Annotated in this window: 14 protein-coding genes and 1 tRNA gene; 9 read left to right on the forward strand and 6 right to left on the reverse strand. The window is 67.0% G+C overall.

The genetic code is table 11. The annotated features are described in order from the left end of the window. Positions 1-66: 66 nt before the first annotated feature. The 9 genes from RYH80_RS12840 to RYH80_RS12880 all read left to right on the forward strand — a co-directional run bounded on the left by RYH80_RS12840 (position 67) and on the right by RYH80_RS12880 (position 6,402). On the forward strand, positions 67-447 hold the full coding sequence (locus RYH80_RS12840; RefSeq protein WP_370904283.1) for a hypothetical protein: 381 nt from the start codon (positions 67-69) through the stop codon (positions 445-447). A 164-nt stretch (positions 448-611) separates the two neighbouring features. Then, positions 612-1,895, forward strand: a complete 1,284-nt coding sequence (locus tag RYH80_RS12845; protein ID WP_370904284.1) for a Zn-dependent hydrolase — start codon at positions 612-614, stop codon at positions 1,893-1,895. A 146-nt stretch (positions 1,896-2,041) separates the two neighbouring features. Further along, on the forward strand, positions 2,042-2,293 hold the full coding sequence (gene tatA / locus RYH80_RS12850) for a twin-arginine translocase TatA/TatE family subunit (protein ID WP_370904285.1): 252 nt from the start codon (positions 2,042-2,044) through the stop codon (positions 2,291-2,293). Between the two features lie 54 nt (positions 2,294-2,347). Then, positions 2,348-2,420, forward strand: a tRNA-Arg gene (locus RYH80_RS12855). A 326-nt stretch (positions 2,421-2,746) separates the two neighbouring features. Then, positions 2,747-3,478 (forward strand): hypothetical protein, encoded by a 732-nt coding sequence (locus RYH80_RS12860; protein ID WP_370904286.1) that lies wholly within the window; start codon positions 2,747-2,749, stop codon positions 3,476-3,478. 22 nt (positions 3,479-3,500) lie between these two features. Further along, the gene (locus RYH80_RS12865) at positions 3,501-3,671 is read left to right on the forward strand and encodes a hypothetical protein (RefSeq protein WP_370904287.1); all 171 of its coding nucleotides are present in this window, start codon (positions 3,501-3,503) and stop codon (positions 3,669-3,671) included. Positions 3,672-3,754: 83 nt separating this feature from the next. Further along, positions 3,755-5,176, forward strand: a complete 1,422-nt coding sequence (locus RYH80_RS12870) for a dihydroorotase (RefSeq protein ID WP_370904288.1) — start codon at positions 3,755-3,757, stop codon at positions 5,174-5,176. A 74-nt stretch (positions 5,177-5,250) separates the two neighbouring features. Then, the gene (locus RYH80_RS12875; protein ID WP_370904289.1) at positions 5,251-5,715 is read left to right on the forward strand and encodes a DUF8066 domain-containing protein; all 465 of its coding nucleotides are present in this window, start codon (positions 5,251-5,253) and stop codon (positions 5,713-5,715) included. A gap of 60 nt (positions 5,716-5,775) precedes the next feature. Continuing rightward, positions 5,776-6,402 (forward strand): GNAT family N-acetyltransferase, encoded by a 627-nt coding sequence (locus RYH80_RS12880; RefSeq protein WP_370904290.1) that lies wholly within the window; start codon positions 5,776-5,778, stop codon positions 6,400-6,402. A gap of 109 nt (positions 6,403-6,511) precedes the next feature. Here RYH80_RS12880 and RYH80_RS12885 read toward each other — a convergent pair whose 3' ends face one another. From RYH80_RS12885 to RYH80_RS12910, 6 genes are all read right to left on the reverse strand, one after another. After that, positions 6,512-7,405 carry a YihY/virulence factor BrkB family protein gene (locus RYH80_RS12885; protein ID WP_370904291.1) on the reverse strand — a complete coding sequence of 298 codons (894 nt, stop codon included), beginning with the start codon at positions 7,403-7,405 and terminating at the stop codon, positions 6,512-6,514. 10 nt (positions 7,406-7,415) lie between these two features. Next, entirely contained in the window at positions 7,416-8,597 is a 1,182-nt protein-coding gene (locus RYH80_RS12890) for an NAD(P)/FAD-dependent oxidoreductase (protein ID WP_370904293.1), read from the reverse strand. Positions 8,598-8,849: 252 nt separating this feature from the next. Then, on the reverse strand, positions 8,850-9,362 hold the full coding sequence (locus tag RYH80_RS12895) for a hypothetical protein (protein WP_370904295.1): 513 nt from the start codon (positions 9,360-9,362) through the stop codon (positions 8,850-8,852). A gap of 41 nt (positions 9,363-9,403) precedes the next feature. Continuing rightward, positions 9,404-10,111 (reverse strand): hypothetical protein, encoded by a 708-nt coding sequence (locus RYH80_RS12900; RefSeq protein ID WP_370904296.1) that lies wholly within the window; start codon positions 10,109-10,111, stop codon positions 9,404-9,406. Positions 10,112-10,194: 83 nt separating this feature from the next. Continuing rightward, positions 10,195-11,133: a thiamine pyrophosphate-dependent enzyme gene (locus tag RYH80_RS12905; RefSeq protein WP_370904297.1), complete on the reverse strand. Its 939-nt coding sequence runs from the start codon at positions 11,131-11,133 to the stop codon at positions 10,195-10,197. Between the two features lie 6 nt (positions 11,134-11,139). Beyond that, positions 11,140-13,032, reverse strand: a complete 1,893-nt coding sequence (locus tag RYH80_RS12910; RefSeq protein ID WP_370904298.1) for a 2-oxoacid:acceptor oxidoreductase subunit alpha — start codon at positions 13,030-13,032, stop codon at positions 11,140-11,142. Positions 13,033-13,160: the final 128 nt, after the last annotated feature.

The raw sequence follows: 13,160 nt of genomic DNA on the forward strand, positions 1-13,160 counted from the left end.
CTTCCTGCGGTAGAAGTGGCGAGGGTGCTGGTACACCCTCACCGGGGTGTCGTAGGCAGAACACCCATGTGTGATTCCAACTCGCCGTCACAAGAGCGTGACGGACAGCCAGCAGCACAGCACACGACCGACACCGCGACCCCTACGCAGTCGCGACACGAGGGAGCACCCTCGCTCTCGGTCGAGGAGCGAGCCGAACTGCTCGAGGAGAGCGCCGCCGCGTTCGAGACGCTGGACGACTACGACCGCGCGGAGAGTCTGGCGGCACTCGCTCGTCGCGCGGCAGCCGACGTACGCGATCACGGGGCCGTCGCGACGGCCACGCGAGACGCGCTGTTCGCCGAACTCACCGAGACGGCCGGCGACCTCGCGGACAACACCGACGGGACCGACGCCGTCGTCGCACGCGAACTGTTCGAGCTACTCGGGGTGATCGGCGCGACGTAGCGACCCACGGTAGAGCGTTCGGTTCCCGGAACTGACTCTCCGTCTCTTCGGTCCACGAGAACCACACCTACTGATGTCTTCTCGCCGGCGCGGACATCACGTCGGAACCACGCGAATCACCGCCGCCGCAACCCCCAAGCGAGCGCCGGGTGAACCGAGACGGTATGGAGATATCCGTCGACGCCGAGCGACTGCGGGCCGACATCGAACGGACGGGGGCGTTCGGAGCCGTCGAGACGACCGAGGGCCACGGCCGGACGGTCCTGGCCGGCACCGAGCCGAACCGACGGGCACGCGAGTACCTCTGCGAACAGTTCGACGCGGCGGGGTTGACGACGACCGTCGACGCAGTCGGCAACGTCGCCGGCACGTGGACGCCCGCGTCGGCCGACCCCGACGCCGCGCCCGTCGCCGTCGGGAGCCACCTCGACTCCGTCCCCGAGGGCGGGATCTTCGACGGCCCACTCGGGGTGTACGCGGGACTGGAGGCGGTCCGCGCGCTCCAAGACGCCGGTGTCGAGCCGACGCGACCGATCACCGTCGTCTCGTTCACGGAGGAGGAGGGCCAGCGGTTCGCGGACGGCCTCCTCGGCTCCTCCGTCGCGGTCGGCCACCGGAGCGTCGCGGAGGCACTCGCACTCGAGGACGACGACGGCGTCACACTGGAGACGGCGCTGTCGGAGATCGGCTTCCGGGGGGAGGGACTGCTCGCCCCGAGCGAGTGGGACGCGTGGTTCGAACTCCACGTCGAACAGGACACGGTGCTGGAGACGGCCGGCGTCCCGGTCGGCGTGGTGACGACGATCACGGGGATCACGCACTGTGAGGCGACGCTGCGTGGCGAGGCGAACCACGCCGGCGCGACGGGGATGGACGACCGCACGGACGCGCTGGCGGCGGCCGCCGAGTTCGTCTCGGCGGTCGAACGCGCCGCGACCGAGGTGGTCGCGACGGACAGCGAGTCGGCGGTCGGGACGGTCGGCTCGCTGGACGTGGCACCGAACGCCACCAACGTCGTCCCGGGGACGGTGACGGCCGGCGTCGACGTCCGGGACGTCGAGCGAGAGTCGATGGAGCGGATCGTCGCTCGCGCCCGCGAGACGCTGGCGCGACTCGAACGCGAGCGGGGCGTGGAGACGAGCTTCGAGCGGCCGTTCGACCTCGACCCGACCCCGATGAGTGACCGGCTCCGGCGTGCGGCCCACGACGCCGGGGCGCAGGCCGGACTGGAGACGCTGGACCTCCACTCCGGCGCGGCCCACGACACGATGCACGTCGCGGACGCCACCGACGCGGCGCTGTTGTTCGCCCCCTCGCGCGACGGGATCAGCCACAACCCGTTGGAGTGGACGGACTGGGACGACTGCGCGGCCGCCACGCGGGTGCTCGCGGGTGCGCTCGCAGACGCTGCGGGTGCGTCACGTGACGGGTCTCAGGGCGGCACGTAGAGCGTCGTGGCTCCCCGACGGGACGTCTCGACAGGTGTGTCCGCCGACGGAGGACCGGTGCGAGCGGGTGAACGGGGCCGTCGTGACGGGTACGGCACCGGGTAGCAAAAGGCCTATAATACACTCCGAGTTACGGACGGGTAGAGATGGTCGACATGGCACTACTGTTCGGGGCGATCCCGGGCGGGCCGGAGATGATCGTGATCCTGCTCGTGCTCGTCCTGCTGTTCGGTGCGAACAAGATCCCCAAGCTGGCCCGGTCGACGGGGCAGGCGATGGGCGAGTTCAAGAAGGGGCGCGAGGAGATCGAGGAGGAGCTCGAGGAGATGCAGGGTGACACCGACGACGACACGGACACGGAGTTCGTCGACACCGAGATGGGCACCGAGGAGAACTGACGCGGCCCACACGATCGTCTCCGACCTTTCTGTCCGTCTGCCAGTCCGGCAGTGGGGCGTGTGGCCAAGTGGACACGGCGAGCGGCTCCTAACCGCTAGATCGCGGGTTCGAATCCCGCCACGCCCGTACAGGGAGTCGCGAGCGGAGCGAGCGACGACCGAACCGGAACGGGATTCGAGCCCTGCCAGTCGCAGCGGCCGAGTGAAACGAGGCCGACCGTCTGGCTCCGGTTCGAATCCCGCCACGCCCGTTCGTCCTCGCAGGACTCGGACTCACGGGCGTGATGTAGTCCAGTCGTGTAGTGAAGTACGAGTACCGCAGCTGGCGGCCACGGTGAGGTTGACCCTACGACTGTCAGACGAGGAGTGGGTGACGTTAAGCCTGTCAAATGTATTCCGTCAGCCTCTTGACCAAGAGCAACAACCAGTCACGAAACTGCTGGGGAGCAAACCATGGACAAGGATACTCGTCGGGCTGTATCCTCTGTTATCGCGAGACTGATTCCGGTTGGTATCGCGATAGGGCTGGCCCTGTGGAACAACAACATTGGTATTACAATTGCGGTCGTCTTCGCGGTCGTATCTCTCGTTGTTGCTATCCCTGTTGAATACGTTCTAACCTACTCTCCAGCCGTTTCGTACCGTGACAAACAGCTATCGACGTTCTTCAGTCGGTACCTCAAACTGGTAGAAGCCGATATCGAGTCTGTCGCTCACGGGGATGTCGACGTACGTGCCAACATCATGCGACTCTCGTCCGACGGACTGAGAGATTCTCCCAGTTACAAAGTTGCATTTTACGCACGTGAGGCCGACTACGCCGACGAGGAGTTCGAACTGGAATTTGACATCGGGCAGGGGTGTGTCGGTAAGGTACACGAGGCACGCGATCAGAAGTTTGCAATCTCTCCACACCATCACGAAGCGTGGGGCGAGGGCTGGAGCACGAGCGACAGACATGATCGCGTCACCGAGGATCTCAACACGATTATCGGAACACCAGTGTTCGACCCTGAAAAGAGCGGGAAAGAGCCTATAGCAGTACTGATAATCGACAGTGAGGATCCAATCGAAGATTTCGTTTCGTTGGGTGAAGACCAAACCCTGGAAGATGTATCGTTCAAGGGTACTGATGTAGCCGACCGCGCGACGGACCACGCTTCGGACGTAGGAATACTTTTATAACCTCGGGTGAGTAGTAGCGAACATGGCACAGGCTGGCTCCGAGCAATCGGGTGAGTACGATGTCGGACGGGACGAGATGATGATAGTCTCCGTCGACAGGACGCCCGACGAACACGAGGAAGCGTACAGAGTCGAGTGGCAAGAGCCAGCCAACAGTCTGAGTCTCGCGGATCGGATTCGGCGACTGCTCTGAGTTCACCCCCCGTCCCTGCGGGAGACGAGACGACACTGGAAACCCACACCACTTAGGCCCCCACCGACCGCAGGCTCGCGTAGATGCTGTTCACCGCCGCCACCCTCGCAGACGGCCGCACCCGAGACGTTCGTGTCCGCGACGGCGAGATCGTCGCCGTCGCGCCGACGCTCGACCCCGACCCCGGCGAGGAGACCGTCGACGCGAGCGAGTACCACCTCCTACCCGGCGCAGTCGACGCACACGTCCACTTCCGGCAGCCCGGCTACCCACACAAGGAGGACTGGACCACCGGCTCGCGAGCGGCCGCGGCCGGCGGCGTCACCACCGTCGTCGACCAGCCGAACACGGACCCGGCGACGGTCGACGGCGCCGCCTTCGACACGAAGGCCGAGCTGGCGGCCGACTCGCTGGTCGACTACGGGCTCAACGGCGGCGTCACGGCCGACTGGGACCCCGAGGGACTGTTCGAGCGCCCGCTGTTCGCGCTCGGAGAGGTGTTCCTCGCGGACTCGACCGGCGACATGGGGATCGACGAGGAACTGTTCCAAGCGGCGCTCGCCCGTGCCAGCGACGCCGACGTGCCAGTGACCGTCCACGCCGAAGACGCGACGCTGTTCGAACCCGCGGCACTGGAAGGGAACGACGAGTCCGGCGCCGGCGACGGAACGAGCGCCGACACCGACGGAACGAGCGCCGACACCGACGGAACGACCGTCGACGGGAACGGACGGGCCGGCGACGCCACGGGACGGGCGGCACCGGCGGACCGGTGGAGTCGCTACCGCCCCGCGGAGGCGGAGGTCGCCGCCGTCGAGACCGCGTTGGCGGCCGCCGAACGCGAGGGGGCGTCGATCCACGTCGCGCACACCTCGACGCCGGAGGCGGTCGACCGTGTCGCGGCGGCGGCCGCCGAGGCGGACGACGACCGCCGGGTCACCTGCGAGGTGACGCCACACCACCTCCTCCTGTCGCGCGACGATCTCGACGCGCTCGGGACGTTCGGGCGGATGAACCCGCCGCTCCGGAGCGAACGGCGCCGCGCTGCACTGTTCGAGCGGGTCCGGGACGGCACCGTCGACCTGATCGCCACCGACCACGCCCCACACACGACTGCAGAGAAGGAGACGGCACTGACCGACGCCCCCTCCGGCGTGCCGGGCGTCGAGACGCTGCTCCCGCTGTTGTTGGGCGAGGTCGTCGCGGACCGACTCGACGTGGCGCGTGTCCGGGACCTGGTCGCTGCGACACCGGCAGCGGTGTTCGGACTTCCCCAGAAGGGCCGCGTCGCGCCCGGCAGCGACGCCGATCTGGTGCTCGTCGACTTGGACGACCCGGACGAGGTGCGGGGGGAGCGACTCCACTCGAAGTGCGAGTGGACGCCGTTCGAGGGTGCGCGGGCGGTGTTCCCGGAGCTGACGCTCCTCCGTGGGCAGGTGGTCTACGACGGACGCGGCGACGCGGAGCAGTTCGGCGAGGCGATCGGCCGGAACGTCCGCGAGTGAGCGCGACGCCGGCACGACGCAGAGCCGGTGCCGACGACCGGCAGCTATTCGTCGTGTGCGTCCCGTCATCCGGTGTGTCGCGCCCTCCAGACGACGCACCGACGGAGACGGATCGGACGGGAGACGGCGACGGATACCCGAGGAGCGACACCGACGGGCCAGCGGCGAACACACACGCCGCCGGGGAGTCGCAGACGCTCACCGGGTTGTTCCGACGACCCGGCGGTGCGGCGGTACTCGGCGTCGGCTTCCTCGTACTGGTGTACGCGTTGTTGATCCTCGGCAACGTGTTGTTGGGTGTCCTCGCGGCGACGCTGCTCGTCGGCGGCTACGTCACCGCGGTGGTGGCGCTGCGACTCCTCGCGGTACTCGAACGGATCGCTCGCGCTCGCGAGCGGGCCGCCGAGGCTGAGGCACGCCTCGCCGAGCGACGACTGCGGACGGACCGGCTGGAGTCGACCGCCGACGACCGTGCCGATCACCCGGCGGCCACGGACGACGAGCGACGGACGGAGACGGACTCCGAGTGGGCCGACTGAGTCCACCGATCACCACCGCCGCCCCCAAACGCTATTCCCGTCGTCCACCTACCGGGTGGTATGTACGTCCGTGACGCACGCAACCGAGACGAGGTGTGGTTGCTCGACCGGATGGAGGAGTTGGGGCTCTCGGAGACCTCCTTCCGCTCGCGCGACTACGTGATCGCCGTCGACCAGGAGACGGACGAGCGTGCGGGGTTCGGTCGGGTTCGGGTCCACAAGACCGCGGACGGCGACGAGGTGTGTGAACTCACCAGCATCGGCGTGCTCCCGGCGTGGCGCGGCCAGGGCGTCGGCGCACACGTCGTCGAGCGGTTGGTCCAGACCGCCGGCGACGACGGGTTCGACGACGTGTACTCGTTCACGGACCGCGGGGAGTACCTCGCACAGTTCGGCTTCGAGCCCGTCCCGGAGGAGGAGCTCCCGCCGGTGTTGGCCGACCGCCTGGCGACCGTGCGTGCGGAGGCCGACGAGGAGTCGTCCGTGGTCGAGGATCCGGACGGCGTCGTCGCACTCGCGGTGCCGACGGACGGCTTCAAGATGCCCGCAGAGTTCCGCGAGCGGTTCAAGACCGCCAGTCCCACGGGAGACACGGACGGCGACGGCGGGCAAGACGCCGCGGAGATGGCCGAGGAGTTCGGAATCGACCCCGACGACGCGACGTACAAGTACGACACCGGGAGTTGAGGGCGACACGCCGCGAGTCACTCGGTGGCGGGCGTCCCCGTCACTCGGTGGCGGGCGTCCCCGTCACTCGTCGTCGGGCGTCCCCGTCACTCGGCGTCGTCCGCCTCCGTCAGTCGTCGTCGTCGGGGTCCTCTGGCGTCCCGTCGCCGGACACCTCCGGCCCCGGACCGCGGTGGCCGGAGACGACCGCGTTGAGTGACGCGCCGACGAGCACCAGCAGCGCGGCGGCGTAGAACCACGTCACGAGCAACAGGACGCCGCCGAGTGCCCCCGCAGCGGAGTCACTGGCGACGGTGGCGGCGTACACCGCGACGGCGACCTGCAGGACGGTCCACCCACCCGCGGCGAGCACCGCACCGGGGAGCACGTGTCGGAGTCGCAACGACGTGTCCGGAAACACGTAGTACGTCGGGAGGAAGACGAGCGTCAGCGTCGCGACGAGCACGAACGGCCCGAACACACGTGCCGGAACCCCGCCGAGCCCGGTGAACACGCCACCGACGGCGACCGTCGCGACGAACGCCACGCCGGTCGACCCCAAGACGACGGCCGCGTCCCGGACCCCGTCGAGGAACGACCCGCTCCCAGTCGTCCCGTACACGCGCGAGAACGCGGTGTCGACACCCCGAAACAGCTTCAGTGCTCCCCAGGTCAAGACGACAGCCCCGGCAACCGTCACACCGCCGCGTCCCGACGGATCTCCGACCGCTCCGCCGACGACGTTCTGGCCGGCCGGCGAGAGGAACGCCCCGACGCGTCTCACCACGGCGGCCGCGAGCGCCCCGTCGGCGACGACGGAGACGAGGAGGAACACGAACAGCGTCAACGGCACGACGGACACCAGCGCGTAGTAGGCCAACGCCGCCGCGAGGAAGGTCGCCTCCGTCTCTCTGACCGCCCGCACCGTCCCGCGTGCGACGGCGACGGCGCCGTCGACGGTTCGACGCCACCCGGCGGTCGTCGACCCACTCGGCCGCTCGACGCGCCCGTCGTCGGTCGTCACCGTCCCGGACTCACATGTCCGTCCACGCGCCGACCGCGCGACCCACCGAGGAGACCTGCGCGATCCAGCGCGCAGCGACGAACTTCTTCAGGAACACCGCACCGGGGCCGCCGAACGTCTGGATCGGCATCCCGACCACGTCGTGGGCGACTGCCTTCTCCCCCACGGAGATGAGCGTCCCCTTGTCCTCGTGGGTCCACGACTTCAGCGGTGCCCCGCGGACCTTCCGAGCGAGGTTCTCGCCGGCGACCTCGGCGGCCTGCCAGGCGGCCTGCGCCGTCGGCGGTGCCACGTCCTCCTCGCCCTGCTCGACGAGAGCGGTGTCGCCCATCGCGAACACGCGGTCGTCGCTCGTCTGGAACGTCGCGTCCGCGTGGACGCGCTTCGACCGCTCGTCTTTGTCCACGTCCGCCTCGGCGAACTCGTCGCGCCCCGTGATCCCGCCAGTCCAGATCAACACGTCGTAGGCCATCTCCGCGGGGGCCTCGTCCTCGCCGCCGCCGACGTACACCGTCTCGTCGTCGACCTCGGAGATGAACTCCCCCGTCTCGATGGCCACGTCCTGCTGGTCGAGGTACTTCCGGAGTTTCCCCTGTACCTCGGGGTCGTTGCCCGGGAAGATCTCGTCGAGCCCCTCCACGAGCGTCACGTTCAGGTGCGCGTCGTGGTCGTCGCGGTACTCTGCGATCTCGCCGGCCGTCTGGATCCCCGAGAGGCCGGCACCGCCGACGATCACCTCGGCGGGGTCCTCGGCCGTCGCTGCGTCGGCCGCGTCGGACACCTGCCGGTTGATCTCGCGGGCGTCCTCGAGACTCTTCAGGGTGAGCGAGTGCTCCTCCAGCCCGTCGATGCCGTAGAACGCCGTGCGCGTCCCGACGGCGAGCAGACAGTAGTCGTACGACACCGTCTCCCCGTCGTCCAGCTCCAGTTCGCGTTCGTCGGCGTCCAACTCTGTCACGCGTCCCTGCCGGAACGTGGTGCGTGGCTCCTTGATCTCCTCGACGGGGATCGTCACCTTCGACTCCACCGTCGGGTCGCGGACACACCGGTGTGCCTCGTGGAGCACGAGGTGGTAGTCCACGTCCGAGATCCACGTCAAGTTCGCCTCGCCCGGTTCGACCGCGTCTTCGAACGCCTTCACCGCGCCGGCCCCGGCGTACCCCGAGCCGACCACGACGACGTCGTCTGTCATAGGTGCCACTACCGGTACCCTCCGTAAATCGGTGTTGGAACGTCGCGCCCCGTCCCGTCCGTTCTGGGGGACGAGACGATTCCCACTCGTCAGTACCCGGCTCCGTCACGACGACTGCGGCCTCGTCGTCGACAGTCGGACTCGTGCACCCGTACCGTCCGTGACTGGCGCTACGAAGTGGAACCTGTCGGGATCGACGAGAGCATCAATCGGAGGCGGAACGGAACGGGAGCTACCCCACGGCGGTGTCGGTCAGGCGACGATCTCCGATACGTCGGTGTGGCGGTACCGCTCTTTCTCCGACGGGTCGATCCCGAGTAGCTCGAGCGACCGGTCGGCGAGTGTCGATCCCGTCTCGTCCCCGAACTGGTCGACGATCTCCTCGAAGTCGTCCGTCTCGAACTCTGGCTCTACGTTCACCTCGCCGTTCCGCTCGATCACCTTGCCACGGCGACCGTCGACGTACTCGTCGGACTCCGACACGACGCCGTCCGACTTCAGTTCGTCGAAGGCGTCCATCACGTCACCGCTGAACGGGCCGTAGTCGTAGATGTGGAAGTCGTCGAAGACACCGAACCGTGGCTCGGAGACCAGACGCCGCGTCGCCGGATCGAAGTGTTCGAGCATGAACACCAACTTCATGAACTTCGTCCGGCCAGACACCTCGCCGTCACACGCAGCCAGCAGTGTGTCGAGGAACGACTGCTGCCGCTCGGTGGCGCGTGGGCCGAGGTCGAAGTCGTAGTGGTCGGTGTTCGTCGTCACAGTGGTCCATCGACTCTCGTGAGGTAAGAAGTTTGTCGTTGTTACGGTACAAATTCATCCACGATGCTCACCGCCCGTCGAAGTGGAAGTTCTTTCGTATCTTCTTCCACGTCCAGTGGTGCGGCTACGATTCGAGTGTGCATCGAGTCGTCGTGCCACTCATCGAGTTCTTTACAAAATCCGTGATACCCGGTCGTGAGGAGCTCTGCGCGCCAGGCGTCGACCGACAGAAGTGGGAACACGAACAGTAGAATCGACGGATGCCTCGGATCGTACCGTTGCCACTCTTTGTCGGCGAATCCCTTGGCGTACGCCCGCATGTTTGTCGCCGAGACGATTCGTTTGACTTCGACATTGCAGGAGTGGACTTCGTGGTGAGAGATACTGATATCGGGTTCTGAGTCGTTGTTGTTGCTCTCTACCTTACAGTGAACACCGTCGAGTGTCTCTTGGAGGTACCACGCTAGAAACTCGACCGCGTACTCGTCGCCTTCCAGCAGTGTGTTGTTGAGTAAGTCTCGTGGACCGTCGTAGCCGAGTCGGTCCTGCATACTCTCTACCGACTCGTTGCGGACCTCACCCAGTCGCTTGAGCGTCGGCTTGACGACAGTGTCGTCGATCTCGCTTCCGGACCACTCGAACCCCTGTGCCCACAGTTGCTCGCTACTCAGACAACACGGCGCGAACAGGCGTTCCTGCACGAGGGGTTCGAGGTCGACGAACGTCGCACGTCCGATCAGATCCGCCACGAGGTTGCATATGCTCGACAGACAATTATCTATTTCGGAACTGCGGGAATGTGGTGGCGTCCGACCGAGTGGTCAGACGGGCGTCACTTGTGCTTGTCGAGGAACAGGTCGGCGGACCGCTCCCACTCGTAGTCGTCGTCGAAGTACCGCTCGGCCAGCGGCTCCTCGGGGAGTTCGCCGATGTTCTGCTTCTCCTGCTGGTAGGAGGGGCGCTCCTCGTCGCGGTAGTAGACGCCGGTGAGCACCTCGCCCTCGTACAGCTTCTCCTCCGTCTCGCGCATCATCTCCTGGGCCTCGGCCCGGTCCGTCGGGTCGAACTCGAACTCGTCGTCCTCGTTGACGTCCTTGTACGGGACGTACTGCTTGGCGTCCTTGTTCCAGGTCGGACACTGTGTGAGGAAGTCGACGTGTGCGAACCCGTCGTGTTCCATCGCCTCCACCAGGATGTCACGCGCCTGGTTGGGGTTGACCGCCGCCGTGCGGGCGACGAAGGAGGCCCCGGAGGTCAGCGCCAACGAGAGCGGCCGGATCGGGTCCTTCGCGGACCCGGACGGCTGGGTCTTGGACTTGTGACCCTTCGGACTGGTCGGGGAGGTCTGCCCCTTCGTCAGCCCGAAGATCTCGTTGTTGAACACGATGTAGGTCATGTCGTGGTTCTCGCGGGCGGTGTGCATGAAGTGGTTGCCACCGATCCCGTAGCCGTCGCCGTCGCCGCCGGCGGCGACGACCTCCAGCTCGGGGTTGGTCAGCGCCGCCGCCCGGGCGACCGGCAGCGACCGGCCGTGGATGGTGTGGAACCCGTAGCTGTCGAAGTAGCTGTTGAGCTTCCCCGAACAGCCGATCCCCGTCACCATGAGGATCTCCTCGGGTGTGCGCCCGATCTCGGGCATCGCACCCTTCAGGGCCTTCAGCACGCCGAAGTCGCCACAGCCAGGACACCACGTCGGCTGCGGTTCGACCTGTGGCGTGTACTCGTCGCGGTCGATCTCGCGGTCGTCGTCGATTGCACTGAACGCGCTCATTGTGTGTCAGTCTCCCGCCGCCGGGACGAACTTGGTCTCGTGGCCGGGGAGCTCCCCGCCCTCGACGATGCTGGTCTCGAACCCCTCGACGATCTCCGCCGGCTCGAACGGGTTCCCGTTGTACTTCAACAACGAGTGGAGCTTCTCGCCGTACTGGCCGAGCTCCTTCTGCGTGAGCCCGCGGAACTGCGCGGAGGCGTTCATCTCGACGACCATCGCGTCCTCGACGGACGCGAGGAACTCGCTCACCTGCTCGACCGGGTACGGGGCGAGTTCGTTGACGGCCAACGCCTTCACGCTGTGACCCTGCTCGTTGAGCCGGTCGACCGCCTCTTCGACGGTCCCCTGCTGGCTGCCGAAGGTGAGGATGCCGTACTCGGCCTCCTCGGGGCCGTGTGGCGCGAGCAGCGAGTCCTCGTCGAGGTCGGCACGGATCGCCGCCTCCTTCTCCAGCCGTCGGTCCACCTGCGCGACCCGGTTGTCCGGGTCCTCGCTGATGTGGCCCGCCGGGCTGTGTTCGTTCCCGGTGACGAGGTAGCGACCACCCTCCTGGCCCGGGATCGAGCGCGGGCTGACGCCGTCCTCGACGTCGTGCTGGAAGCGGTGGAACTTCCCGTCTGCCGTGTGCGGCTCCTCGGCGAGTTCCGCCTCGGTGAGCGTCTTCCCCAGCGACGGGTTCGGCTCGCGGTCGAAGTGACTCGCCGGGACGTTCGTCGACTCCCCCGACAGCTTCTGGTCGTAGACGACCATCGTCGGGATCTGGTACTCGTAGGCCAACTCGAAAGCCTTCCGCGAGTGATCGTACGCCTCCTGGACGGTCCCGGGCGCGAGGACGACGCGGTGGGAGTCACCCTGACTCGTGTACAGGACGTGTTCGAGGTCGCCCTGCTCGGGCTTCGTCGGCATCCCGGTCGAGGGACCGGCACGCATCGCCTCGACGAGTACCACCGGCGTCTCGGACATCTCGGCCAACCCGAGCGGCTCGGACATCAGCGCGAACCCGCCGCCAGAGGACCCGGACATCGCCTTCGCCCCGGCGTGACTCGCCCCGATGGCGAGTGCGGCCGCCGCGATCTCGTCTTCCACCTGCTCGGAGATCCCGCCCAGCTCGGGCAGGTTCTGGCTCATGATGGTGAACACCTCCGTCCACGGCGTCATCGGGTAGCCGGCGATGAACCGACAGCCCTCGTCGATGGCGCCGTAGGCGATGGCGTCCGAGCCGGACATGAGCACCTGCTCTTCCTCGTGTTCGCCCGAGGGGACGGACACGTCAGGCGCGTCGGCGTCGTACTCCTCCTGGACGTGTTCGTACCCCAACTCGAGCAGTTCGAGGTTCGGGTCGAGGATCTTCTCGGGCATCGCCTCTCGCATGAGGTCTTTGACGTACGAGAGGTCGATCCCGGCGATGGCGGCGGTGACGCCGACACCGGCGGTGTTGCGCATGACCTCGCGCCCGTGTTCGCGGGCCATCGTGCGCAGGTCCACGTCGTAGACGTGCCAGTCGTTCTCCGCGACGCGCTCTTCGAAGTTCGGTACCTCGTCGGGGTCGACGAGGCCGGAGTCGTAGACGATCACGCCGCCCTCGCGGAGGTCGTCCAAGTTCTCCGCGAGCGGTTTGATCTCCTCGTTGCCGTAGTACGCCTCCTCCTGTGGGTTGCGAGCGAAGGAGTCACCCAACGCGAGCAGGAAGTTGTACCCGTCGCCGCGCGACTTGACGGGGTCGGACGAGGCGCGCACTTCGACGTACGTGTGGCCACCGCGGATGCGCGAGGGGTAGTGCCGGTGTGTGAACACGTGCAGCCCCGCACGCATCAGCGACTTGGCGAAGTTCTGGCTGGTCGAGGCGATGCCGTCGCCCGACCCACCAGCGATCCGCCAGATGAGTTCGTCGTCAGTCATAGTTGGTCCTCGGCCTGCGAGAGGCCGTTACCGAGCCTTGCCACGCACCGCTGAAAGGGTTTGCTATGGGTTCGCAAGGATCGTTCGTGATGGTTCGCGAGATCCGTCCGTTCTGGAGACGAGACGGC

It is taken from the genome of Halobaculum sp. MBLA0147, assembly GCF_041361345.1.
Taxonomy (GTDB): Archaea; Halobacteriota; Halobacteria; order Halobacteriales; family Haloferacaceae; genus JAHENP01.

Excerpts from the sequence above, each read along its gene's own strand:
- RYH80_RS12860 (WP_370904286.1), top strand. The coding sequence starts at position 2,747 with ATGGACAAGGATACTCGTCGGGCTGTATCCTCTGTTATCGCGAGACTG.
- RYH80_RS12865 (WP_370904287.1), top strand. The coding sequence starts at position 3,501 with ATGGCACAGGCTGGCTCCGAGCAATCGGGTGAGTACGATGTCGGACGG.
- tatA (WP_370904285.1), top strand. The coding sequence starts at position 2,042 with ATGGTCGACATGGCACTACTGTTCGGGGCGATCCCGGGCGGGCCGGAG.
- RYH80_RS12880 (WP_370904290.1), top strand. The coding sequence starts at position 5,776 with ATGTACGTCCGTGACGCACGCAACCGAGACGAGGTGTGGTTGCTCGAC.
- RYH80_RS12870 (WP_370904288.1), top strand. The coding sequence starts at position 3,755 with ATGCTGTTCACCGCCGCCACCCTCGCAGACGGCCGCACCCGAGACGTT.
- RYH80_RS12905 (WP_370904297.1), bottom strand. The coding sequence starts at position 11,133 with ATGAGCGCGTTCAGTGCAATCGACGACGACCGCGAGATCGACCGCGAC.
- RYH80_RS12840 (WP_370904283.1), top strand. The coding sequence starts at position 67 with ATGTGTGATTCCAACTCGCCGTCACAAGAGCGTGACGGACAGCCAGCA.
- RYH80_RS12890 (WP_370904293.1), bottom strand. The coding sequence starts at position 8,597 with ATGACAGACGACGTCGTCGTGGTCGGCTCGGGGTACGCCGGGGCCGGC.
- RYH80_RS12910 (WP_370904298.1), bottom strand. The coding sequence starts at position 13,032 with ATGACTGACGACGAACTCATCTGGCGGATCGCTGGTGGGTCGGGCGAC.
- RYH80_RS12845 (WP_370904284.1), top strand. The coding sequence starts at position 612 with ATGGAGATATCCGTCGACGCCGAGCGACTGCGGGCCGACATCGAACGG.